This is a genomic window from Pseudomonas sp. GW821-FHT04C07 (assembly GCF_059420325.1).
In genome coordinates this window covers 17,670-41,130 of sequence record NZ_JBWKTM010000023.1, presented here as the reverse complement: position 1 = coordinate 41,130, position 23,461 = coordinate 17,670, and the positions used below count along the sequence as shown (strand labels likewise).

The following is a 23,461-nucleotide window of genomic DNA, read 5'->3' as shown; positions in this document are numbered from 1 at the left end:
ATGGCTCTGCTGAAACGACTGGCCGAAGGCGACCGCCCGGCCCTGAACTTTACCCTCGATGGCCAACCGGCCAGCGGCTTGCTCGGCGACACCTTGCTGACCGCCGTCCTGACGAGCGGCGAACACCTGCGCGGCAGCGACTTCAGCGCCGAACCCCGCGCCGGGTTCTGCCTGATGGGCGCCTGTCAGGATTGCTGGGTTCGCTTGGGCGACGGCCGCCGGGTGCGCGCCTGCTCGACGCTGCTCGAAGCCGGGCAAAGCGTCAGCCGTGAACCGGGGCGCAGGTCATGAAGACGCCTGCTGTGGTCATCGTCGGTGCCGGTCCGGCGGGCATTCGTGCCGCGCAAACCCTGGTCGCCCATGGCCTGCGTCCTTGTCTGCTGGATGAGGCAACACGCGGCGGCGGGCAGATCTATCGGCGTCAGCCGGAAAACTTCAAACGCTCGGCAGCCATGCTCTATGGCTTTGAAGCGCGCAAGGCGATCGCCCTGCATGACACCCTCGACGGGCTGCGCGAACAGCTCGACTATCGCCCCGACACACTGGTCTGGAATGCCGAAGCCGGCGCCCTCGATACTCTGCGTCAGGGCCGCGCCGGACACATCGAATATTCCCGGGTGATCGTCGCCACCGGCGCCACCGACCGCATTCTGCCGGTGCCCGGCTGGACGCTGCCCGGGGTCTACAGCCTTGGTGCAGCGCAGATCGCGCTGAAGTTCCAGGGCTGCGCCATTGGTGAGCGTGTAGTGTTCGCTGGCAGCGGACCCTTGTTGTACCTGGTCGCCTACCAGTACGCCAAGGCTGGCGCCAAAGTGCTCGCGGTACTCGACAGTTCGCCCTTCAGCGCTCAGGTTCGGGCCCTGCCCGGCTTGCTCGGGCAACCGACGACCCTGGCCAAAGGCATCTATTACCGATCCTGGCTGACCGCTCACGGCATTGCGGTTCATCAAGGTGCAACCCTCGAACGAATCGACGGCGAGCGAGGGGTGCACTCCCTGACCTGGCGCAACGCCCAGGGTGAACGGCGTCTGGACTGTGACGCCGTGGCATTTGCCCATGGCCTGCGCAGCGAAACCCAGCTCGCCGATCTGCTGGGTTGCGAGTTCAGCTGGAACCCGTTGAACCGCGCCTGGCTACCGCAGCGCGACGCCAGCGGACGCAGCAGCATCGCCGAGGTCTACCTGGCCGGCGACAGTGCCGCAATCATGGGTGCCGAGGCAGCGGAAATGGCCGGCGAACGGGCCGCCCTGGCGGTACTGGAAGACATTGGTTACCCCATCGATCCGGAGCGCTCTGCCGACCTGGAAAAATCCCTGAAACGCATCGGCCGGTTCCGCGAAGGTCTGGAGCAGGCCTTCGTGTTTCCCGAACACTGGGCCAAGGGAGCCACGGATGAGCTGATGGTCTGCCGCTGCGAGGAGGTGCGCGCCGGTGAGTTGCGCAGCGTGGTCCGCGAAGGTCATTGGGAAATCAATCGGGTCAAGGCCCATTGCCGGGTTGGCATGGGCCGCTGTCAGGGCCGGATGTGCGGCGCGGCGGCGGCGGAAATCATCGCCCGGGAAAGCGGTCGCGAGTTGCACGCCATCGGCCGCTTGCGCGCGCAGGCGCCGATCAAGCCGCTGCCTTTCGGTCTGGAGGCAGAGCAATGAACGAAGTCGATGCGGTGATTATTGGCGGCGGTATCGTCGGCACCTCGGCAGCCCTGGCGCTTTGTCGCTCCGGGCGTAGCGTGGTGCTGCTGGAACGGGATTTCTGCGGCTCGCATTCCAGTGGCGTGAATTACGGCGGCGTACGCCGTCAGGGCCGCCCGCTCTCGCAATTGCCGCTGTCGCAACGGGCCCATGAAATCTGGGCCAGGCTACCGGAGTTGATCGGAATCGATGGCGAGTATCAGCGCAGCGGCCATCTCAAACTGGCCAGAAGCTTTCGCGACATGGTCGCCTTGCAGGATTACGCCGACAACAGCCGCGGCTTCGGCCTTGGGTTGCAGGTACTCGATCGCGGGCAATTGCGCGCGCGTTTCCCTTGGGTCGGCGATGTCGCGGTGGGCGCCTCGTTGTGCCCGGACGACGGCCATGCCAATCCGCGTCTGGTATCGCCAGCCTTTGCCCGTGCGGCACGGCAACTGGGCACACAGATTCATGAACAGAGCGCCGTCACTGACGTGTCTCATGACGGACAACGGTTTGAGGTCCGGACTGCAGGCGGGTTAAAAGTCCGCGCACCCTGGCTGCTCAATTGCGCCGGAGCTTGGGCCGACAGCCTCGCGGCGCAATTCGGCGAGCCAGTGCCAATGCATTCCGGCCACCCGGCAATGTTGGTCACCGAACCGCTACCAATGGTGATGGATGTCAGCACCGGGGTCGAAGGCGGCGGCATTTACGCCCGACAAGTTGCCCGGGGTAACTGCGTACTCGGTGGCGGCCAAGGCTTTGCGCTCGACACCGCACGGGCGCGGCCAGGACAAAGCGCGGTACTGGAGATTCTGCGTCAGGCCGTCGAGCTCTACCCGTTTCTCGAAGGTGCCCAGGCCATCCGAACCTGGAGCGGCACCGAAGGCTACTTGCCGGATCGCCAGCCGGTGATCGGCCCCAGTTCCACCCAGCCTGGTCTGTTGCACGCCTTCGGCTTTGCCGGGGCGGGCTTTCAGATCGGTCCTGCGGTCGGCGAGGTGCTGGCCGAAATGGTCTGCACCGGCGCTTCGTCAACACCGCTCGAAGCGTTTTCCATCACCCGGTTTCACTCCATCCCAGTTGTTTGATAGAGGAAGGTCGCGCCAATGAACCACGCCAAACGCAAAGCACTGATCGGATTGTCCTGCCTGCCCCTGACCGCTCTGCTCGCCGCCGCCCCGGCTCAGGCCGAGCCGACACTTTATCTGGGCATGAACGGCGGGACTATGGAGCGCCTGTATGCCGACAAGGTGCTGCCGCCCTTTGAGAAGACCAACAACGTCAAAGTGGTGATCGTCCCGGGCACCTCGGCTGACATTCTGGCCAAGGTCCAGGCCAGCAAGGACAACCCGCAGATGCACGTGATCTTCCTCGACGACGGCATCATGTACCGCGCCATCTCCATGGGCCTGTGCGACAAACTCCAGGACAGCGCGCCACTGGCGCAGATCCCGGCCAAGGGGCGGATCAAGGACCAGGCGGTGGCTGTCAGCCTGGGCGTCACCGGTCTTGCCTACAACACGCGAATGTTCAAGGAAAAGGGCTGGAACGCACCGACCTCGTGGATGGACATGGCCGACTCGCGGTTCAAGGACAAAGTGGTGTTCCAGTCTATGGCCTCATCGACCTTCGGCCTGCATGGATTCTTGATGTTCAACCGCATTCAGGGCGGCAGCGAGACCGATGTCGAACCCGGTTTCAAGGCTTGGCCAAATACGGTCGGGCGCAACGTGCTGGAGTACATTCCCAGCTCGGCAAAAATTTCCGAGATGCTGCAGACCGACGAAGCCGCGCTGTTCCCGTTGACCCCGACCCAGGTCACAGCGTTGAAACTGCGCGGTATGCCGGTGGAATATGCGCAACCCAAGGAAGGCGCGGTGGTGCTCAACGTCGCCGAATGCGCCATTGCCAATAACACTCAACCGGAACTGGCACAGAAACTCGCGGCCTTCCTGCTGACACCCGAAGCGCAAGCCGCGGCCCTTGAAGACGGCGACCAGATCCCGTCCAACCCCAACACCCCGACCACCGACAAGACCCGTGGTCAGGTCGAAGCGATGAAGCAGTATCTGCAAACGGCCATCGCCGTCGACTGGGATCAAGTCAACGAACGGCGCCCGGCGTGGAATGCCCGGTGGAACCGGAGTATCGAGCGCTAGGGGGCTCGGATACCAACAAAATCTAATGTGGGAGCGGGCTTGCTCGCGATGGACTCAAGGGCGGCGCGTTTATCCAGCAAACACGCGTTATCGTTAACGTCCATCGCGAGCAAGCTCGCTCCTACACCAATCTCAACGCCAACGCCTTGGCCTGACTGGCCACATCCGTCACCGCAGTACTTTCCCACCACATCCCGCGCAATGGCGGGCCCATGGTGAACAAGCGGTCGGCGACCTGCCCATTGGCATTGACCAGTGCGCCGCCCGCATCGGCGGCAATCCCCAATGCCAACGGTCCCGGTTGAATCAGACCGCGAGCCAGTAGTTGCTGCGGCAAGGGCCGGGCCACGCGGCGCCAGTCGTATTCGATCCCGCTGGAGTTGATCAGCGTCGCACCACTGACCAAGGTGGTGTGCACCTCTCCACGTCGACGAATGCGAATACTCACCTGGCCGTCAGCCGATGGCTCGAGGCCCTTGAATGACGCTGCCTGAATCCGCAAGCGCCCCTCGGCGTGCAAACGCTCCACCAGCTCGGCACTCAACGGCGGCGAACGGTGATGGTGACTCTCCCACCACGGCCGTACATGGCGCACGAACTGCCGGCGTTGCACATCGGTCGCCTGGCTCCACAAACGGCCGATATGCGCCCGCACGGTGTCCAGCGGCGCTTGCCAGTCGATACCGGCCGCCAGTGCCGCCTGGCAATGACGACGCACTTCGCGCAGCAACTGTTTCGGGCTGCGGATGCTGTGATCCTCGGCAAGAAAATCCACCCAGCCCGGGGGTTGGCGGCGGATATGGGGCAACAGTCCGTGCCGGGAAAACACCTCGATCGGCCCGCGATGCCCGGCCTGTTCCAGCGACACCACAGCATCGACCATGGTCAGCCCGGAGCCGATGATCAGCACCGTAGACTGCGGATCTAGTCGGGTCATGGCCGAAACATCCCAAGGGTCCACCGCTGCAGCATTCAAACCGCTGGATTCGGTTTGCGGCGTGCGTGCGGCCGGGAACATGCCCGTGGCCAGTACCGCGAACGCACCGCGCAGTTGCGTGCCGTCGCCGAGGGTCAACAGCGCCCCGGTTTCGTCCGTTTGCAGATCGACCACTTCCCCACGGACATGCTCGACGCTGGAGCCATTGCGCGCGCCAACAGCCTGCGCTTCGGCCAGTCGTTGCTGCACATACAGGCCAAAGATCCCCCGTGGCGGGAACAACTCGCTGACCGGCACCTGCTGCTGATCCGACTCCGGCCAGCCACCGGCAGCGATGAACTCGCTCAGCCATTGGGTCAGGTCATCGGCATTGTCCGGGTCGACGCTCATGCGCGCGGCATTGCCGTTCAAGGTATGTCCCAACTCGACCGCGCTGTAGGCCTCGCCCCGACCCAATTCAGCACGGGGCTCGATCACCAGCACCTGACGTTTGCCTGGCAGACGCAACAGCTGCGCCGCCAGCAACGCGCCACTCAAGCCACCGCCGACGATCAGAATGTCAGCGTTGCGGATGGCGTGGGTGGCCTGTCTTTTGGTTTCGCTCATGCCGTTCTCACTTGTCATTCGTCCCAAAATGGTAGTGGTTCCCGCCGCCCGAATCAGATCACCACATTGCGCACGAAACGCGCTGCCACCGGCCCATCGTTGCGGTAGGAGTGAGGCTGGTTACTGGCGAACATGAAGAACTCCCCGGCTTCAAGCGTGCGCGCCTGATCGCCGAGCATCAGCGTCAGGCAACCGTCGAACACATAGAGCTGCTCGCTCCAGCCCTCGGCATCCGGTTCGGACAGATACTGCTCGCCCGGTTCCAGCCGCCATTCCCACAACTCGACTTCACGGCTGGCCGTCGCCTTGGCCAGCAACACCGCTTTGCTGCCGGGGATTACCCCGGCCCAGGCCAGCTCATTGATGCGGCTCGAATCCCGGGCATCGGGGGCCTGGATCAGGTCGCTGAAAGCAACATCCAGGGCTTCGGCGACCCGATCCAGTGTCGTCAGGCTGACGTTCTTCTCGCCAGCTTCGATGGCCACCAGCATTCGTCGACTGACGCCGGATTTTTCCGCCAGCGCCGTCTGGCTCAACTGCGCGACATGTCGCAGGCGACGTACGTTCTGACTGACGTGTTGAAGGACGGAGGCGCGCTGCGCAGGATCTTTGTGCACTATATTGCTCACTTGACTGGATTGCGCAGTATACTGCCCAAATTCAGGCGCATTGTGCGTCCCACTCAGGTAGCGCGCAAGGCCATGACGTCGGTGAAATCCCCCCAATCATCTCCCCTGTTCTCGCGATTCAGCAAAGCTGAATGTGCGCTGGTACTGATTACCATGGTCTGGGGCGGGACATTTCTGCTGGTGCAAAATGCGATGACCGTCAGCGGCCCGATGTTTTTCGTCGGTTTGCGGTTCGCTGCGGCCGCAAGCATCGTGGCGCTGTTCTCGTACCGTAGCCTGCGCCATTTGACCCTGTTCGAGTTCAAGGCCGGCGCCTTCATCGGGATGGCGATCATGCTGGGTTACGGTCTGCAGACCGTGGGTTTACAGACCATTCCCAGCAGCCAGTCGGCCTTCATTACTGCGCTTTACGTCCCTTTTGTGCCGTTGCTGCAATGGTTGGTGTTCGGGCGTCGACCGGGATTGATGCCGAGCATTGGCATCATGCTGGCGTTCACCGGTCTGATGCTGCTTTCCGGCCCAAGTGGCGCATCGCTGAATTTCAGCCCGGGGGAAATTGCCACGTTGATCAGCACCATCGCGATCGCTGCCGAAATCATTTTGATCAGCACCTACGCCGGGCAGGTCGATGTTCGCCGGGTCACGGTTGTGCAACTGGCCATTACGTCGGTGCTGGCATTTCTGATGGTGGTGCCGACGCAGGAAGCCATTCCTGAATTTTCCTGGCTGCTGCTGATTAGCGCTTTGGGCCTGGGCGCGGCCAGTGCGGCGATTCAGCTGGCGATGAACTGGGCGCAAAAAAGCGTTTCACCGACCCGCGCGACATTGATCTATGCCGGTGAGCCGGTATGGGCCGGGATCGTCGGGCGCCTGGCGGGTGAACGGTTACCGGCGATTGCCTTGCTGGGTGCAGGGTTGATCGTGGCGGCGGTGATCGTCAGCGAGTTGAAGACCAAGGGCAATGGTGCGGCTGAGGCTGAGGCTGAGGAAGCATTGGAGCGAGAAACCCTGAGGTAACCTGGACCGCCAAAGATGATCGTTCCTACGCTCCGCGTGGGAACGATCGCAGACGGGGCGTCAACACGAGGAAAATCAGCGCTTTTGCACCTACCTTGTAGGATCCTGCCACAGCTTGGCAGTTGGTGATCCGGGGTACGGCACGTATGATCCTTCACAAACCTCCGCAGATTAGAAGCCTATGTCCCTGATAGTTCTACTGCTTTTGCCTTTTATCGGCAGCTTTCTGGCGGCCCTGCTGCCGCACAACGCGCGTAACACTGAATCCCTGCTGGCCGGTCTGGTTGCACTGATCGGCACGATACAAGTCGCCATGCTCTACCCGCAGATCGCCCACGGCGGCGTCATTCGCGAAGAATTCTTCTGGCTGCCCAGCCTGGGCTTGAATTTCGTCCTGCGCATGGATGGCTTTGCCTGGCTGTTTTCGATGCTGGTGCTCGGCATCGGCACGCTGGTATCGCTGTACGCGCGCTATTACATGTCACCGGAAGATCCGGTGCCGCGCTTCTTTGCGTTTTTCCTGGCGTTTATGGGCGCCATGCTCGGACTGGTGATCTCCGGCAATCTGATTCAAATCGTATTTTTCTGGGAACTGACCAGCCTGTTCTCGTTCCTGTTGATCGGCTATTGGCACCACCGCGCCGATGCCCGCCGTGGCGCCTATATGGCGTTGATGGTGACCGGCGCGGGTGGCCTGTGCCTGCTGGCGGGAGTCATGCTGCTCGGCCATGTCGTCGGCAGCTACGACCTGGACAAGGTGCTCGCTGCCGGTGACCTGATCCGCGCCCATGCCCTTTACCCGATTCTACTGCCCCTGATCCTGATCGGCGCCTTGAGCAAAAGCGCACAATTTCCCTTCCACTTCTGGCTTCCCCACGCCATGGCCGCACCGACACCGGTCTCGGCCTATCTGCACTCGGCAACCATGGTCAAAGCCGGGGTGTTTCTTCTCGCGCGGCTTTGGCCGTCACTTTCCGGCAGCGAAGAATGGTTCTATATCGTCGGCGGTGCCGGTGCCTGCACCCTGTTGCTGGGCGCCTACTGCGCAATGTTCCAGAACGATCTCAAAGGTCTGCTCGCCTACTCGACCATCAGCCACCTGGGTCTGATTACGCTGTTGCTGGGACTCAACAGCCCGCTGGCCGCCGTCGCGGCGGTGTTCCACATTCTCAACCACGCTACCTTCAAGGCCTCGCTGTTCATGGCCGCCGGTATCATCGACCATGAAAGCGGCACCCGCGACATCCGCAAGCTCAGCGGCTTGATCCGGCTGATTCCGTTCACTGCGACCCTGGCCATGGTCGCCAGCGCCTCGATGGCCGGCGTGCCGTTGCTCAACGGTTTCCTGTCAAAAGAGATGTTCTTCGCCGAGACCGTGTTCATTTCCGCCACTGCCTGGGTCGAAATGACTCTGCCGGTGATCGCCACCATCGCTGGCACGTTCAGCGTCGCCTATTCCCTGCGCTTCACCGTCGACGTGTTCTTCGGCCCAGCGGCCACTGACCTTCCCCACACCCCCCACGAACCGCCACGCTGGATGCGCGCGCCGGTCGAGTTGCTGGTATTCACTTGCCTGGTGGTGGGGATCTTCCCGGCTCAGGTGGTCGGCTCGCTGCTGGCAGCGGCCGCTCTGCCGGTGGTCGGCGGCACACTGCCCGAGTACAGCCTGGCCATCTGGCACGGCTGGAACGCGCCGATGATCATGAGCCTGATCGCCATGTCCGGCGGCATCGTGCTCTATCTGCTGTTGCGCAATCAGCTCAAGCGCGGGCGTTTCAACTACCCGCCGATCATCAATTACTTCAACGGCAAGCGGATGTTCGAGCGCAGCCTGGTGTTCATGATGCGCACGGCCCGGCGCATCGAGCGGCGGGTCAGCACCAAGCGCCTGCAAACCCAATTGTTCCTGCTGGTACTGATGGCGGTACTCGCCGGGTTGATCCCGATGCTCCACTACAGCCTGAACTGGGGTGACCGGCCGAAGATTGAGGGTTCGATCGTGTTCGTTGCCCTCTGGCTGCTGGCGATGGCCTGCGCCCTCGGCGCCGCCTGGCAAGCCAAGTATCACCGGCTCGCGGCCCTGACCATGGTCAGCGTCTGCGGCTTGATGACGTGCGTGACCTTCGTCTGGTTCTCGGCACCGGACCTGGCCTTGACCCAGCTGGTGGTCGAAGTGGTAACAACGGTGTTGATCCTTCTCGGTCTGCGCTGGTTGCCACGGCGGATCGAAGACGTCTCGCCATTGCCAGGCAGCCTGCCCAAGGCCCGCATTCGCCGTCTGCGCGACTTGCTGCTGTCGACGGTGGTCGGTGGCGGCATGGCGTTGTTGTCCTACGCCATGCTGACCCGTCAGACGCCCAACGATATCTCCTCGTTCTACCTCAGCCGCGCACTGCCGCAAGGTGGTGGCAGCAACGTGGTCAACGTAATGCTGGTGGACTTCCGCGGCTTCGACACCCTCGGCGAGATCACGGTGCTTGCGGCTGTAGCCCTGACCGTATTCGCCCTGCTGCGACGCTTCCGCCCGCCCAAGGAGAGCATGCAGTTGCCGGCTCAGCAGCGTTTGCTGGCACCCGACGTGGTGACCGATCTGGTCAACCCGCGCCACGCCAGCGACACCGCCCTGGGCTTCATGATGGTTCCGGCGGCGCTGGTGCGGTTGTTGCTGCCGATTGCCGTGGTGGTGTCGTTCTACCTGTTCATGCGCGGGCATAACCAACCGGGCGGCGGTTTCGTTGCCGGGCTGGTGATGTCGGTGGCGTTCATCCTGCAATACATGGTCGCCGGCACCCAATGGGTCGAGGCGCAGATGAGTCTACGGCCGGTGCGCTGGATGGGCACCGGACTGCTGTTCGCCACCGTCACCGGGCTGGGCGCGATGGCCGTCGGCTATCCGTTCCTGACCACCCACACCTGGCACCTCGGGCTGCCGATAGTGGGCGACATCCATATCGCCAGCGCGCTGTTCTTCGATATCGGCGTATACGCCGTGGTAGTCGGTTCGACGCTGCTGATCCTCACCGCCCTGGCTCACCAATCGGTGCGCGGCCATAAACCGGGCATCCAGGCCAAACCCATTGCCACGCCAGGAGCCATTTGATGGAAGCAGTCATCGCAATTGCCATTGGGGTTCTGGCAGCTTCCGGGGTCTGGCTGCTGCTACGCCCCCGGACCTTTCAGGTAGTGATGGGTCTGTGCCTGTTGTCCTACGGAGTCAATCTGTTCATTTTCAGCATGGGAAGCCTGTTTATCGGCAAGGAACCGATCATCAAGGACGGCGTGCCGCAGGACCTGCTGCACTACACCGATCCGCTGCCGCAAGCCCTGGTGCTGACCGCTATCGTCATCAGCTTCGCCATGACCGCACTGTTTCTGGTGGTGCTGTTGGCATCCCGGGGCCTGACCGGTACCGACCATGTGGATGGCCGGGAGCCTAAAGAATGAGCGGGATGCCCCATCTGATTGCTGCACCGATTCTGCTGCCGTTGCTGACAGCCGCCCTGATGCTGATGCTCGGTGAAAAACATCGACCACTCAAAGCCCGGATCAACCTGTTCTCGAGCATGCTTGGTCTGGGGATTTCGGTACTGCTGATGCAGTGGACCGAGCAAACAGGCGTGCCCGGTTCCATCGGTGTGTACCTGCCGGGCAACTGGCAGGTACCGTTTGGCATTGTGCTGGTGGTCGATCGCCTGTCGGCGCTGATGCTGGTGCTGACAGGAATCATCGGCGTCTGCGCCCTGTTGTTCGCCATGGCCCGCTGGGACAGCGCCGGGGCGAGTTTCCACGCGCTGTTCCAGATCCAGTTGATGGGCCTTTACGGCGCCTTCCTGACCGCTGACCTGTTCAACCTGTTCGTGTTCTTCGAAGTGCTGCTGGCAGCCTCCTACGGGTTGATGCTGCACGGTTCGGGTCGGGCACGAGTGTCGTCGGGCCTGCATTACATTTCGATCAACCTGCTTGCCTCCTCGCTGTTCCTGATTGGCGCGGCGCTGATCTACGGCGTCACCGGCACGCTGAACATGGCTGACCTGGCGCTGAAAATCCCGCTGGTGCCGCAGGCTGATCGCGGCCTGCTGCATGCCGGTGCGGCGATCCTCGCGGTAGCGTTCCTGGCCAAGGCTGGCATGTGGCCGCTGAATTTCTGGCTGGTGCCGGCCTACTCCTCGGCCAGCGCGCCGGTAGCGGCGATGTTCGCGATCATGACCAAGGTCGGCGTGTATACCTTGCTGCGCTTGTGGACCCTGCTGTTCTCCGGGCAAGCCGGTGCTTCGGCATACTTTGGCGGTGACTGGCTGGTCTACGGCGGTATGGCGACGATCGTCTGCGCGGCGCTGGCGATCCTCGCGGCGCAACGGCTGGAACGCATGGCGAGCCTGAGCATTTTGGTCTCGGCGGGGATTCTGCTGTCAGCCGTCGGTTTCGCCCAACCGAACCTCACGGCCGGCGCGCTGTTCTATCTGGTCAGCTCGACCCTGGCGTTGAGCGCGCTGTTCCTGCTGGCGGAACTGATCGAACGTTCGCGCTCAGCCCATGAAATGCCGCTGGACGATGAGATCGAAGCCTTGCCGAGACCGCTGGAGTCCTTGCAGCCGCCCAAAGGCACCAACCTCGATGACGATCAAAAAGCCGTGGTCGGTCAGGTGATTCCGTGGACCATGGCCTTTCTCGGCTTGAGCTTCATTGCCTGCGCCCTGCTGATCATCGGCATGCCGCCGCTGTCGGGGTTCATCGGCAAGCTCGGTTTACTCAGCGCCCTGCTCAACCCACTGGGCCTGGGCAACGCTGCCGACCAGCCAGTTTCGAATGCCGCCTGGGGTTTGCTGGCGCTGTTGATCCTTTCCGGACTGGCTTCACTGATCGCCTTCTCGCGGATGGGCATTCAACGCTTCTGGACACCCAAGGAGCGCCCGTCGCCACTGCTGCGACGCCTGGAATGCGTGCCGATCATTGCCTTGTTGGGCCTGAGCATCCTGCTGACGTTCAAGGCCGAACCGCTGCTGCGTTATACCCAGGCCGCTGCCGACACCCTGAATGACCCGCAGCAATACGTCATGGCGGTGCGAGGCACGCGCACAGTGCCGAGTCCCGAAGCCAAAGCTGCGCTGCCGGAGGTGCAACCATGAAGCGTCTGTTCCCTGCTCCATGGCTGTCGCTGGCGCTCTGGCTGTTGTGGCTGGTGCTGAACCTGTCTGTCAGCCCCGGCAACCTGCTGCTCGGTGCCGTGCTTGGCTTTGCCGCGCCGCTGATGATGAAACCCTTGCGGCCACTGCCGATCCGCGTTCGCCGGCCCGGGGTCATTGTGCGGTTGTTTTTCCTGGTCGGTCGCGATGTGCTGGTGTCCAACATCGCTGTCGCCTGGGGCGTGTTGAACGCCGGGCGCCGGGCGCCGCGCTCCAGGTTCATCAAGGTGCCACTGGAGCTGCGTGACGCCAATGGCCTGGCCGCGCTGTCGATGATTACCACGGTGATTCCCGGCACCGTTTGGTCGGAGCTGGCGCTGGACCGCAGCATTTTGCTGCTGCATGTATTCGATCTGGATAACGACGCGCAATTCATCCAGCACTTCAAGACGACTTATGAGCGTCCATTGATGGAGATCTTCGAATGAGTGCCCTGCTCTCGAATGCGGTTCTGCTGAGTCTGTTGCTTTTTTCCGTGGCCATGGCCCTGACCCTGATCCGTCTGTTCAAAGGCCCGTCGGCCCAGGACCGGGTTCTGGCACTGGACTATCTGTACATCCTCGCGATGCTGATGATGCTGGTGCTGGGTATCCGCTATGCCAGTGACACCTACTTCGAAGCGGCACTGCTGATTGCCCTGTTTGGCTTTGTCGGCTCGTTTGCGCTGGCGAAATTCCTGCTGCGTGGCGAGGTGATCGAATGAATCCTTTCAGCCAATTGCCACTCTGGATCGAGATTCCAGTGGCCATCCTCCTGGTGCTTGGCAGCCTGTTTGCCGTGATTGGTGCATTCGGTCTGCTACGGATGAAGGACTACTTCCAGCGCATGCACCCACCCGCCCTGGCGTCGACATTGGGTGCCTGGTGCGTGGCGCTGGCTTCGATCATCTATTTCTCGGCACTCAAGTCCGGCCCGGTACTGCACGCCTGGCTCATCCCGATTCTGCTGTCGATCACCATGCCGGTGACCACCTTGCTGCTGGCTCGGGCGGCGTTGTTCCGCAAGCGTATGGCTGGAGATGATGTGCCGGCGGAAGTGAGCAGTCGCAGAACCGAGGGTGGGAGCTGAGCGAAGTTGTGTCGCCTGACAGGCCGTCATCGCGGGCAAGTCGGATCGCCGCACCGCTCGCTCCTACAAGGGCCGCATAAAACCTGTAGGAGCGAGGCTTGCCCGCGAAAAATTCTGAAGCCGCCCATCAACCCCAGGCCACCGCCAGCAACCCAAAGCCCAACACCACGCACAGCGGTGAAAACGCCCAAGTGTCCAGCCGGGCAAACTTCGAACCACCGACTTGTTTGAAGAACCCCACCAGGTTGGAGTCGCCGATTGCACGAGCGAACATCACCAGCGCAATCGCGGTGATCGCCCATTGCAGCGACCAATGGGAAACCACTGACACAAACAACCCGACTCGCAGACAGACCAGCACCGCAATCACCGCCAACCCTGCGGCCACCAACAGTGTGCCGAGCGCAGAGGGTTTGAACGCCGGTATCAACTCCCCGCCAGACGTGCCCGGCACCTGCGGCACTGCCGCATCACTGCCGGTCCTGCCGCCTAGCGCCCAATACAGATGGATCAGGCTGATCAACGCAAAAATACCGGCAATCCCTTGAGCAACCAAAAGCGTCATGACCAGCCATCCTTTTCCAATCCCTTCACTTTAAAGCCGATGACACCTTGTCAGCCACATCCTTGGGCACCCACGCCTGCCACACATCTGGATGCGCCTTCATAAACGCTTCGGCGGCCTGACGTGGCGCCGTGTGTTTTTCGCTCATGCCGGCCAACGCCTTGTTCAAGGGATCGATAGGCAAATCGACCTTGGTAAAGAATTCGGTGAGTTGCGGGTATTGCTTGCGGAACGGCGTGGAGACGCCAATGGACAGCTTCGACGCCAGGGAGCGTGTTGGCTTGGGATTCGGGTTGTCGGCGTCGGTCAGGGTTTTCCACGCCTCGGCGTCGAACGGCGGCTCTTGCAGTTGAATCAGCTTGAAACGCCCCAGTAGCGGCGTGGGTGACCAGTAATAAAACAGCACCGGTTTGCCACGACGAATCGAGGAACTGATTTCTGCATCCAGCGCCGCGCCGGAGCCACTGCGAAAATTCACATAGCTGTCGGTCAGGCCATAAGCCTTGAGCTTCTGCTGGTTGACCACTTCCGAGGTCCAGCCGATCGGACTGTTGAGGAAGCGCCCTTTACCCGGACTTTCCGGATCACTGAAGACCTCCTTGTAACGCGGCAGATCGGACACGCTGCGCAAGTCCGGCGCCAAGGGCTTGATCCCTTTGGCCGGATCCCCCTTGACTACATACTCCGGAACCCACCAGCCTTCGGTCGCACCCTTGACCGTGTCGCCAAGGCTCGCCACCTTGCCCTCGGCCTCGGCCTTGACCCATACCGGGCTGCGTCCGGCCCACTCTTCGCCGATGACCTGAATGTCATTGTTGGCCAACGCAGTTTCCAGCGTGATGGTCGTGCCGGGAAGCATATCGGTAGGCAGTCCATACCCCTTCTCGACAATAATGCGCAGGATCTCGGTGATCAGGCTGCCGCTTTCCCAGTTCAGGTCAGCAAAATGAATGGGCGCCGGGGCAGCAGATACCGGGACGGACGCAGTCAACAAACCGAGTGTGGTCAATGTGCTGGCCAGCAGCACCCTAAATCCTTTCATGCTTTTGCACCTCGTGCTTTTCACAGCAACAGCAGGATGATCTTCCACAGGAAGACCGCAAGCCTCTCGTAATCAATCAACTGACTGTAGTAGAGGTTCCTGCATTCGAGGCATGACGGTTACGTTTCGCAGGATTCCTGCAAACGTTTTAACTCCCGTCGAACCATGCTGGCGTACTCCGCCGGGCGCAAGCTGTAGATCTCTGAGGCCACCCAACCCAACCAGGCACCTTGCAGAACGGCCTTCTGCGTGAACAGACGAAGGGCCTGCGCGCGAGCACTCTCAAGGTTCTGCCCATGAAAGTCGGCGCGGGTCAGCGTCATTACTCGCTGGCCTTGAACGTAAGCTCGCCCTTGCGCCATTTCGCCGCTTTGCCCGTCACCGCTTTCAAGGTCTTGGTCAATCCGCCTTCCAACTGCGCGTTGGCGGCAAACACCGTCACGACGGTTTGCCCTTCCTTGAACAGGATTGCGTGCCCATCGGCCGTGGTGACAAACGCATATTCGCCCAGACCATAGACCGTGAGCTTGATCTCGCGAAACTTGATTTCAAACTTGCCACCTTCACGGCTGGGCAATACCGCAGCCCTGAAATGGTCACCCACTTTGAGTTCCAGACGCGGTTTGTCATCGACGACCAATGCCGTTTCGGTATCGATCTCGGCGATGTAGATGCCTTCAGCGCTCTGTTCGGTGATATAGACGAAACGTGATTGAAACTGTTTGACCAGCTTTGCGCGCAAATCACCCAGCACGAACAAAGCGTGCATATCGAGATTACTTACTGCCAAGGAAACGTCCCCGAATCTAAAAATGACTCTGCCCGCACGAAAAGCAGACAGCACAAAAAGCCGCCACGTCGGTATTGTCACGACAATGACTAGCGCTCAAATCCCTGAACAACGTTAAACATCCCTTCAACACAAGGCAGGCGAAGCCCGGCACAGCGACGCTGACGCTGTCTCGCCATGCCGTCGTCAGACCTTGAAGAAAATCGCCCTTCCAGGCGCCAGAGAATACTGAACTATCAACTTCAGGGAGAAAACTCTTTAAAAAAGCACTCTTGCGGCCTATTGCCAGAAAAAATGCTTCAGATACACCTGAACCTCAAGCGTCGAAGACAATTCTAGAGCAGCTTCGGCACGCCGACCAGCGTTTGCCGGTGGTAGTCGTTTCGTCACACCGATGACTTAACTCAGCCGCCGGCAGGCAACAACTGCCATACTGGCCCAACCATTGAAAACCGGCCTGCGCGGCTGTACTTCAAAAACACAATAATTTCCAAGGGAAAGCGTTACGTGACGGAATTTGATATAGGCGAGTTTTTCATCCATGGCGAGGCCAGGGAAGTAGAAGGCGAGTTTCAGGCAGTGATCGTGATGCGCGCCAAACCGCCACTAACCACCGTTACCGTCCATCAGGTGGAAAAGGACCGCTGGTTCAAGACTTCAGACGTTGCCGAAACGGCCGCCAGACAGGCCGCCAAGTCTCTTAAAGCGGCCGTCGATGAAGGAGCGCTGAAGGCCTGATGCCTCCCTGACGTGCTCTGCCCTTGCACAGGCAAAGCACGACCACGTTCAAACAGGCGTCAGATCAGCTTGCGCTTGATCGCTTCGTCCAGCGTGCTTTGGGTCAGTTGTTTGATGACCGCATCGCCACGTTCATTGAAAGGCAATCCGACGATCAGCAGCAATTGCATCCAGGTCCTGGTGTTTTCCCGTTTGACGACTTTGCCAAGCACATTGCCGTCTTTGTCCTTGAAGACCGTTTCCAGCGTAAATGTATTGCTGAACGTCGTAGGGATGACGAAAAACGTAAACCCGGTCAAGTAAGCGCTGACCAGACTTCCTTGCTCGTTATTGGTCAAGTTGGCGGTCACGTACAGGTTAGAGTCGACCTGCTGTGTTGTTACCGCCTGAAACTTGCCGGACTCCTTGAAGGTTTCCAGCAGGTTTTTTTCCACTGCGATTTGATTGACACCACCCCCCGACAGCTCGCCATTGAACTGATTCTGGGTGGTAACGCGCAGATAAACGTCTGGTTTTGTCTGAGTCGTCCGGGCGGGTGGCCATTGATCGACCGGTGCCAGATCATGCTGAGAATAAGAGATGCAACCGGTCAGCGAGCTGCTGGCCAGCAGCATTACGGCCAGGAAAAATCTGTCCATGAGAGGCTCAGTTCGTCGAAGGATTGCGCAGTTGAGGAGTGGCACTTGCGAGCAACTGAGCGATCAGATCGCGCAGCTGAGTGGCGCCCAGGCGGGTATTGAAATAGTCGGAGTTCCACAGGCCGATGTTCTTGTCGAGCTTGAGCTGCTCGACGGACCTGGCCAGTTGCTTGCCATGACGGTCTTCAATGATCAACTCACCGGCCAGGTCGTATTTATCGACGTAAATCGGACCATTGGCCCAGATCCAGAGGGTCAGCGTAATCACAGATCCCGGGATGTAGGCCGGGTGCATGGTGCGTTTGCCTGCCAGGGACGTCAGATTGAATTTAAGGATGACGTCATCTTCTCCAGCCTTCACCGGAAACACGACGATCTTTTTGAAGTAGTCACTTTTCTCGACATACGCGCTGATCTGATCGGTCAACTGCTTGCTGCCAGCGGCACGCACATTGTCGTCCAGGCGTGGGGCGGAAATCACCACATCGCTGACCTGCGCACCACGATCCAGCGTGGTGGTGGCGCGATTGGCGGGTTCGCCGATCGGCCCCAATGGGGTGAAAGAGACACAGCCGGTCAACGATAGGCCGAGAACTACGGCCATCGCATAGAAAATACGCTTCACTGCTTACATCCTTTTTGGTTCTAAAGAGGATCAGGGGAGCGAAAAAGGCTTCACAGCGAGAGCGGCCGGAATCGATGCGCCGGCAATCATCGCCTCACCCACTGCGGGGGCGTTCGAGCGGATCAGGCCGGGGACGAGAATGAAACAGGCGAAGGGAGAACCCTCCATGGCGTGTAACAACTACATCCATGTGTACGCGACGACATTGGCAGCTCTATGACGCCAAAAACGCGGCGGCAGGTTAAAGCTTGCAGGAGGGATAAGCAATAGCCAATTGCCACTACTTACTTCGAAAGCACTGGCGCGAACAATTCAATGCAGGCTGCCGGTTTTTTCAACATTCAGTTGAGCCAGCCAGGCAGCCTTGCACTCCTCGGCCTCATCACGACTGGAAAACGCCGTGCCGCGCTGCTCGCCATTGAGCAGCACGACCCAGCAGACACTCTGCCCCAATGCCCGCAGGGTGGCCGGCACCCCACTGCCAATCATCACCGCGACATCGACTTTGCTCTGCATGAGGGCTCTCCGTTTTTTTCATTAGCTGCCTAACAGTATCGGCATGTTAATGACTTAACACGGAGGGAAATAGCTATCGCCCTGCACAGGTTTTTTGCATGCCGAGTAACAATCGCTTCATCAAACCTGTGGCGCGTTCTCGGGTTTGTAACCCAAGCGCAGTCCACCCCAATGCCGGCCCTTGACCATGATCGGCACCGACAGGTCATGCATCAACTCGCCGGTGTCGCGGGTATAGGTCTGCAGTAAAACCTCCTGCTGATGGCTGCCACAGCGGATCCCGGTTCTGTCCGCAAACTTTCGTTTGGTGCGGTTTTGCAGCGTATCGGCCTGCGCATCGCCGGTCAGCGGCTGGCTGAATAGCTTATTGTGGGTCGGCACGTAGCCCTGCTGGGTGCAGGCAATGGCAAACACCAGGCCTTCATGACGAGGCAGCAGTGGCTCCTGAATCGCCGGCAATACCTGATCGGTGTAGCGGTCAAAACGGGTCTGGTACTTGGTTGGCGTGGTATTGGGAATAGCCTGATAGCTGCGGTCGAACAGGTCATCCAGACTGACGCGCCGCTGTTCGATATCGGCTTCGAATTGCGCCGTGATCTGTCTCGCACCTTCCCGGGCGAGGTCATAGATCCGCTGGTGATAGTCGTCCAGCCCCACTTCAGCAAGACGTTCACTGATGGTCTCGGCCTGACCTTCCATCTGCACCGCCGCTTCAGCCAGACGCCGGGTCTGTTGATCGCTGGCAGCCAGGTCGCTGCGCATCTGTTCTACCGCGTGAAACAAACTGTCGAGCTGTTCGCGATTGGTTTGCGTACCTTTGGCGATGTCGCTCACCTGGCTCTCGACGCCCGCCGCCAGCCGGGCGATGTTCTGCAGAGACTGGCCGGTGTGTTCCACCTGCTCGACCCCGGTGTTCAGATCGCTGGACAACTGGCGAATCTGCTCTACCACTTGCGCCGTGCGCAGTTGAATATCGGCGACCATCACTCCGACCTCGTCGGTAGCGGTCGCGGTGCGCCCGGCCAGACCGCGAACTTCGTCGGCAACCACAGCAAAGCCTCGTCCGTGCTCACCCGCGCGCGCCGCTTCAATGGCCGCGTTCAGCGCCAACAGGTTGGTCTGGCTGGCGATCGACTGAATCACCAGCGTCACCCGCTGGATTTCTTCGCTGCGCACGCTCAGGGCTTCCATCAGTAGACGGCTGTCATTGGCACGCTGGCTGAGCTGATGCATGCGGGTAATGGATTCAGCGAGCACCAAACTTCCCTCGGCACTGCTCTGATGGGCCTCACTGGCCGCGTTCAGAGCTTGTCGACTGAGTTGTGAAGTGGCTTTCTCGGTGTCGATCATCACCTCGGCGCTGCTGACAATCCGCGCAGCAGCATCCAGCTGCGACTGCAGCTTGCCAGCCAGTTGCTTGACCGAAAAGGCCACGCCGGCGGCGGACAGTGCATTGTGACTGGTGGTATAGGAAAGATCGCGGGTCAACTCAGCGATCGCACTGCCGGTGTCCACACGGGTTGCATCGATGCCGGGTTGCGAACGCAGCCGGGGAAGCCAGATGCTCAGCACCACCAGCGGCAGGCAAAGGTAGAGCGACCAGCCGTCGAGTGCCATGCCACTGAGCACCAGCATCAGGACGATGCTTTGCACAGTGGGTGTCAGCCAGCGCAACCCGGCCTTGGGCATTGCCACAGATTGCGGCACTGCGCCAGCCAGAGATCCGTCTCTCGTCATGTTCGTCACCCCCACCGCTTCTATTTATTGTGTCTGCATTAAACGCCGGCACAAGGCCATTATCTATGGTCCCTTAGTCGGGGGGTGCAGCAGATCAATAGAAGTGCACAATGGGTGTCGAACATCGAACCTGTGGCCAGGGAGCAAGCCCCCTCGCCACAAAGGCCTGTCAGGCCTGGCGCTGGTGCTTGTCGATTTGCTCGTGACGTTCTTGAGCTTCGATGCAGTATTTGGTGGTCGGGCTGATCAGCAGGCGCTTGAGGCCGATTGCCTCGCCGCTGTCGTCGCACCAGCCGAAGGTGTCTTCAGCGATACGGCCCAGAGCCATTTCCAGCTGCGGCAGCATACGCTGGTCGCGATCGATGACGTTGACCAGCCAGTGGCGCTCTTCTTCGACGGACGCTGCGTCGGCAGGATCGGCAGGGGTGTCCAGGCTTTCAATGGCAATACGGCTCTGCTCGATACGCGCGTGGGTTTCGACCTTCATGGCCTGCAACAGCTCAGTGAAGAAAGCCAGTTGCTCGGCATTCATGTAGTCATCCGCCGGCATGGCCAGCAACTTTTCCTTTGTCATTGATTTCTCTATAAAAAATACGTGCATTAAGGCGAATAAGGGAGCGTTCCGGCCGACCTGTTCAGATCTTCGGAAAGGCGCCATACATTCCAAGCGCCACCCGGCACTCAATTTACGAGGGGCGGCAGTCTAAGGCCGGTTTGAGGGCTCAGCAACTGAAATGACAGCGAATTTGTCCAACAAAGCTTGAAAGTGCTCTATGGCAGGCTTTGCGGGCGGTAATCGGAGTGTGTTTATAGCAAGAAATTCAATCGGCCGGCTCTATATAGAAGACAAACGGCTATGCCACGCGGTCAGGCGTGGCGCAGATCACACTTTTGAGTCGCGATCAGAACACCGTTTCTACCTTCACCCCGCCAATGATTGCCGAGTCGACTTCGCGAACGCCACCGGGATCACGCACGTACTGCAGGTTCGGCCGCACCGTCAGCCAGTTGGTGACATGAAAGCCGTAATACACCTCGGCGCTGTATTCGCTGTTTTGCAACGGAATGCTCGCCGGGTCGTTGAAATCGGTCGCGCCGTTGACCTGGTTCTGCAGTTCTGCCCGCTTACGGAAATCGCTGTTGGTGTGGACGCGCGCCAGGCCGAAGCCGATTGCGTCCTTGGGCCGCGAGTCGAACGGCCCGGTGTAGACCAATCCCGCCTGGACGAAGTTGTCGACCTGATTGGTGTCCTTGTCGTGCAGCGTCAGGTTGGCGAACAGCGACAGACCGCGACTGGCATCACCGCCGTGACTGGTGATCTGCTGCTGCGCCACCAGCCAGTAGCCGGATTTGCCGCTGTGGGATCGAAATTCACCGCCGGTCAAAGGTTGCGGCTGGCCGTTGACGTCCTTGAGCACATCGTTGGCGTTGGCGGTGCTGTAGTAGTAGCCGACGCGGTACTCGCCCGGTAGCCCCTGGACTTTAGGCGACCAGACCAGCTCCACCGGGAATATCGTGCCTTTGGTACCGCTGCCGTCAAGTTTGAAGCCGTTGCCGACCTCCAGGTTCGACGGATTCTGGTTATAGGCGCCGACCTGCACGAAGACTTCGGGATTGAGGCTGTACTTGACCCGTCCGGCCCATTGGCTGACTGGCCAGTTGAACCAGATGCTGCCGGCCCAGTTGCCGACCTGGGAGCCGCAGAAGGTCAGGCTCTGGAAATCGCAGGGGAAGCTGTTGAAGTCCTCGCCCGGACCAAAGCGGCCGACCTTCACGTCCAGTGCGCCATCCTCCAGGAAGCCCTTGCTCAACCACAGTTGCGTCAGGCGCCAGGTCTGGCCACGACCGAAGACTTCCTGGGACGAGGTGTAGCCACCGACTCGTGGGTCGGTGATCCGGTCGTTGGTCAGGCTGCGGCCGTCGCGCTCAGTGATCGCGACCTTGAACAGCGCGTTTTCCAGGCCCATGGCCTTTTGCAGGTCGACTTTCAGGCCAAACACGAACTGCTCGGTCCAGCGTGCAGTCTTGTCATTGTTGAAGCCGCCCTTGAGGTTGCTGGCGAACTCCCCACCGTGCTCTAGCTGGAAGTCATAGCCCTTGTCCAGCAAGTCGGTACGCAGACCGCCCCAGTCACCGGTCAGCCATTTGGAGTCAGCCGAGAATGCCTCCGCCGCATGGCTCTGGCCGACGCAGCCCAAGGCCGCCAGCAGCAGGCAGGGTGAGAAGTATTTTGTGTTTCTAACGCCCATGGCAAAGCTCCCCTTTATTGTTATCAGGATGTTTTTATCAACGTTGAGAGATGTCTTATTGCGCGTTAACCGTAGGAGCAGCCGGTCGACGCTCGATTGCTCGCGATGAACGATAACGCGGTGTGACAGACGAACCGAGTTGGTCGAGCGCGACCCCGGCCCATCACGAGCAATCGAGCGTCGACCGGCTGCTCCTACAGAACGGGGACCAGAACAGGCCCCCGCTTTTTACCAGCCGGATTCAGCGTTTGAGTTTGCGCTTGTTGCGGTATTGGTCGATGACCACTGCGACCACGATGATCAGGCCTTTGATGATGTCCTGAATGTAGGCATCGACCCCCACGAAGGTGAAGCCGCTGGCCATGACCCCGAGGATCAGTGCGCCAATCACCGTGCCAGTGATGCGCCCTACTCCGCCGGCCAGGCTGGTGCCACCGATGACCGCCGCGGCAATCGCATCCAGCTCGTAGGACATGCCCATCCCCGCCTGCCCGGTCGCGGCGCGGGCCGAAGCCACCACGCCAGCCAACCCGGCCAGCAGCCCGGCGATGCTGTAGACAATCACCAGATGGCGCTTGACGTTGATCCCCGAGGTCCGCGCCGCCTGCATGTTGCCGCCGATGGCGTAGGTGTATTTGCCGTACTTGGTGTAGCGCAGGGCGATATGGAAGATCACCGCCACCACCAGAAAGATGATCACCGGCATCGCGCCGTGACCGATGGCCGTGTACGAATCGGAGAGCATGCTCACCGGCTGCCCCTCGGTGTAATAGCGCGCCAGACCGCGAGCCGAGACCATCATGCCGAGGGTGGCAATAAAGGGTGGAATCCCGGTGATGGCAATGATGCTGCCGTTGATCGCCCCCGCCAGCAGCCCGACCCCGAGCCCGGCGATCACCGGGATCCACACTGGCAAGTCAGTCAGCGATGGAAAGACTGCCCGGGCAAAGTCCGAGGTCTGCGCCAGACTGGCAGCGATCATCGCCGACAACGCCAGCACCGATCCGGAGGACAGGTCGATGCCCGTGGTAATGATCACCTGAGTCACGCCGATCGCCAGCAAGCCAATGATCGACACCTGCAGAATCATCAGCACCAAACGTTGCGAGTTCATCAAAAAGCTTTGGTCGCGAACGATCCAGCCAAACATTTCGAAGACCAGCCCGATGCCGATCAGCACCAGGAAAATGCTCAGCTCGGTCGGAAGCCGCCGGCGCGTCTTGACCGACGCTGCCGCGGGTTTGTTTTCCAGTATCGCGTTCATAGCCACTCACCCTTCTATAGCGTTG

The 23,461-nt window shown here is 60.5% G+C and carries 25 protein-coding genes; 12 read left to right on the top strand and 13 right to left on the bottom strand.

The window, feature by feature from the left end; genetic code table 11:
- Genes AC07UI_RS28415 through AC07UI_RS28400 form a run of 4 tightly spaced genes read left to right on the top strand, consistent with a single transcriptional unit; the run spans position 1 to position 3,832 of the window.
- The gene (locus AC07UI_RS28415; protein ID WP_494995625.1) at positions 1 to 291 is read left to right on the top strand and encodes a (2Fe-2S)-binding protein; all 291 of its coding nucleotides are present in this window, start codon (positions 1 to 3) and stop codon (positions 289 to 291) included.
- Positions 288 to 1,649, top strand: coding sequence for an FAD/NAD(P)-dependent oxidoreductase (locus AC07UI_RS28410; RefSeq protein ID WP_494995624.1), 1,362 nt, complete (start codon positions 288 to 290; stop codon positions 1,647 to 1,649). The genes AC07UI_RS28415 and AC07UI_RS28410 overlap by 4 nt, the downstream gene beginning before the upstream one ends.
- Positions 1,646 to 2,761 carry an NAD(P)/FAD-dependent oxidoreductase gene (locus AC07UI_RS28405; protein WP_494995623.1) on the top strand — a complete coding sequence of 372 codons (1,116 nt, stop codon included), beginning with the start codon at positions 1,646 to 1,648 and terminating at the stop codon, positions 2,759 to 2,761. The genes AC07UI_RS28410 and AC07UI_RS28405 overlap by 4 nt, the downstream gene beginning before the upstream one ends.
- Before the next feature lie 18 nt (positions 2,762 to 2,779).
- Positions 2,780 to 3,832, top strand: coding sequence for an ABC transporter substrate-binding protein (locus AC07UI_RS28400; protein ID WP_494995622.1), 1,053 nt, complete (start codon positions 2,780 to 2,782; stop codon positions 3,830 to 3,832).
- A gap of 121 nt (positions 3,833 to 3,953) precedes the next feature.
- Here AC07UI_RS28400 and AC07UI_RS28395 read toward each other — a convergent pair whose 3' ends face one another.
- Both AC07UI_RS28395 and AC07UI_RS28390 read right to left on the bottom strand, forming a co-directional pair.
- Positions 3,954 to 5,375, bottom strand: a complete 1,422-nt coding sequence (locus AC07UI_RS28395) for an FAD/NAD(P)-binding protein (RefSeq protein WP_494995621.1) — start codon at positions 5,373 to 5,375, stop codon at positions 3,954 to 3,956.
- Between the two features lie 53 nt (positions 5,376 to 5,428).
- Positions 5,429 to 5,992, bottom strand: coding sequence for a helix-turn-helix domain-containing protein (locus AC07UI_RS28390; RefSeq protein ID WP_494995620.1), 564 nt, complete (start codon positions 5,990 to 5,992; stop codon positions 5,429 to 5,431).
- On the opposite strand from AC07UI_RS28390, the gene AC07UI_RS28385 reads away from it, so the two are divergent.
- The 7 genes from AC07UI_RS28385 to AC07UI_RS28355 all read left to right on the top strand — a co-directional run bounded on the left by AC07UI_RS28385 (position 5,987) and on the right by AC07UI_RS28355 (position 13,272).
- Positions 5,987 to 7,021: a DMT family transporter gene (locus AC07UI_RS28385; RefSeq protein ID WP_494995619.1), complete on the top strand. Its 1,035-nt coding sequence runs from the start codon at positions 5,987 to 5,989 to the stop codon at positions 7,019 to 7,021. The genes AC07UI_RS28390 and AC07UI_RS28385 overlap by 6 nt on opposite strands.
- A 181-nt stretch (positions 7,022 to 7,202) precedes the next feature.
- On the top strand, positions 7,203 to 10,121 hold the full coding sequence (locus AC07UI_RS28380) for a monovalent cation/H+ antiporter subunit A (RefSeq protein WP_494995618.1): 2,919 nt from the start codon (positions 7,203 to 7,205) through the stop codon (positions 10,119 to 10,121).
- Entirely contained in the window at positions 10,121 to 10,465 is a 345-nt protein-coding gene (locus tag AC07UI_RS28375; RefSeq protein WP_494995617.1) for a Na+/H+ antiporter subunit C, read from the top strand. The genes AC07UI_RS28380 and AC07UI_RS28375 overlap by 1 nt, the downstream gene beginning before the upstream one ends.
- Positions 10,462 to 12,147 carry a monovalent cation/H+ antiporter subunit D gene (locus AC07UI_RS28370; protein WP_494995616.1) on the top strand — a complete coding sequence of 562 codons (1,686 nt, stop codon included), beginning with the start codon at positions 10,462 to 10,464 and terminating at the stop codon, positions 12,145 to 12,147. The genes AC07UI_RS28375 and AC07UI_RS28370 overlap by 4 nt, the downstream gene beginning before the upstream one ends.
- Positions 12,144 to 12,632, top strand: a complete 489-nt coding sequence (locus AC07UI_RS28365; RefSeq protein ID WP_494995615.1) for a Na+/H+ antiporter subunit E — start codon at positions 12,144 to 12,146, stop codon at positions 12,630 to 12,632. The genes AC07UI_RS28370 and AC07UI_RS28365 overlap by 4 nt, the downstream gene beginning before the upstream one ends.
- Positions 12,629 to 12,907: a K+/H+ antiporter subunit F gene (locus tag AC07UI_RS28360; RefSeq protein ID WP_494995614.1), complete on the top strand. Its 279-nt coding sequence runs from the start codon at positions 12,629 to 12,631 to the stop codon at positions 12,905 to 12,907. The genes AC07UI_RS28365 and AC07UI_RS28360 overlap by 4 nt, the downstream gene beginning before the upstream one ends.
- Positions 12,904 to 13,272 (top strand): Na+/H+ antiporter subunit G, encoded by a 369-nt coding sequence (locus AC07UI_RS28355; protein ID WP_494995613.1) that lies wholly within the window; start codon positions 12,904 to 12,906, stop codon positions 13,270 to 13,272. The genes AC07UI_RS28360 and AC07UI_RS28355 overlap by 4 nt, the downstream gene beginning before the upstream one ends.
- A 127-nt stretch (positions 13,273 to 13,399) precedes the next feature.
- Here AC07UI_RS28355 and AC07UI_RS28350 read toward each other — a convergent pair whose 3' ends face one another.
- The 4 genes from AC07UI_RS28350 to AC07UI_RS28335 all read right to left on the bottom strand — a co-directional run bounded on the left by AC07UI_RS28350 (position 13,400) and on the right by AC07UI_RS28335 (position 15,669).
- Positions 13,400 to 13,837 (bottom strand): DUF3995 domain-containing protein, encoded by a 438-nt coding sequence (locus tag AC07UI_RS28350; protein ID WP_494995612.1) that lies wholly within the window; start codon positions 13,835 to 13,837, stop codon positions 13,400 to 13,402.
- A 25-nt stretch (positions 13,838 to 13,862) separates the two neighbouring features.
- Positions 13,863 to 14,879: an ABC transporter substrate-binding protein gene (locus AC07UI_RS28345; protein ID WP_494995611.1), complete on the bottom strand. Its 1,017-nt coding sequence runs from the start codon at positions 14,877 to 14,879 to the stop codon at positions 13,863 to 13,865.
- 119 nt (positions 14,880 to 14,998) lie between these two features.
- Positions 14,999 to 15,202 (bottom strand): hypothetical protein, encoded by a 204-nt coding sequence (locus tag AC07UI_RS28340; RefSeq protein ID WP_494995610.1) that lies wholly within the window; start codon positions 15,200 to 15,202, stop codon positions 14,999 to 15,001.
- On the bottom strand, positions 15,202 to 15,669 hold the full coding sequence (locus AC07UI_RS28335; protein WP_494995609.1) for a hypothetical protein: 468 nt from the start codon (positions 15,667 to 15,669) through the stop codon (positions 15,202 to 15,204). The genes AC07UI_RS28340 and AC07UI_RS28335 overlap by 1 nt, the downstream gene beginning before the upstream one ends.
- Positions 15,670 to 16,176: 507 nt before the next feature.
- Between AC07UI_RS28335 and AC07UI_RS28330 the strand changes: the two genes are divergently transcribed.
- Entirely contained in the window at positions 16,177 to 16,407 is a 231-nt protein-coding gene (locus tag AC07UI_RS28330) for a hypothetical protein (RefSeq protein ID WP_494995608.1), read from the top strand.
- Between the two features lie 59 nt (positions 16,408 to 16,466).
- On the opposite strand, the gene AC07UI_RS28325 is transcribed toward AC07UI_RS28330, so the two are convergent.
- The 7 genes from AC07UI_RS28325 to AC07UI_RS28295 all read right to left on the bottom strand — a co-directional run bounded on the left by AC07UI_RS28325 (position 16,467) and on the right by AC07UI_RS28295 (position 23,436).
- Complete coding sequence (locus tag AC07UI_RS28325) at positions 16,467 to 17,045, bottom strand: hypothetical protein (RefSeq protein WP_494995607.1); 579 nt, start codon at positions 17,043 to 17,045, stop codon at positions 16,467 to 16,469.
- A 7-nt stretch (positions 17,046 to 17,052) separates the two neighbouring features.
- Entirely contained in the window at positions 17,053 to 17,670 is a 618-nt protein-coding gene (locus AC07UI_RS28320; protein WP_494995606.1) for a hypothetical protein, read from the bottom strand.
- Positions 17,671 to 17,982: 312 nt separating this feature from the next.
- A complete protein-coding gene (locus AC07UI_RS28315; RefSeq protein ID WP_494995605.1) occupies positions 17,983 to 18,186 on the bottom strand; it encodes a hypothetical protein in 204 nt (67 codons plus the stop codon).
- Between the two features lie 120 nt (positions 18,187 to 18,306).
- Positions 18,307 to 19,923, bottom strand: a complete 1,617-nt coding sequence (locus tag AC07UI_RS28310; RefSeq protein ID WP_494995604.1) for a methyl-accepting chemotaxis protein — start codon at positions 19,921 to 19,923, stop codon at positions 18,307 to 18,309.
- A gap of 169 nt (positions 19,924 to 20,092) precedes the next feature.
- Positions 20,093 to 20,497, bottom strand: a complete 405-nt coding sequence (locus AC07UI_RS28305) for a TraR/DksA family transcriptional regulator (RefSeq protein WP_150644317.1) — start codon at positions 20,495 to 20,497, stop codon at positions 20,093 to 20,095.
- 328 nt (positions 20,498 to 20,825) lie between these two features.
- A complete protein-coding gene (locus AC07UI_RS28300) occupies positions 20,826 to 22,172 on the bottom strand; it encodes a carbohydrate porin (protein WP_494995603.1) in 1,347 nt (448 codons plus the stop codon).
- 241 nt (positions 22,173 to 22,413) lie between these two features.
- The gene (locus tag AC07UI_RS28295) at positions 22,414 to 23,436 is read right to left on the bottom strand and encodes an ABC transporter permease (RefSeq protein ID WP_494995602.1); all 1,023 of its coding nucleotides are present in this window, start codon (positions 23,434 to 23,436) and stop codon (positions 22,414 to 22,416) included.
- Positions 23,437 to 23,461: the final 25 nt, after the last annotated feature.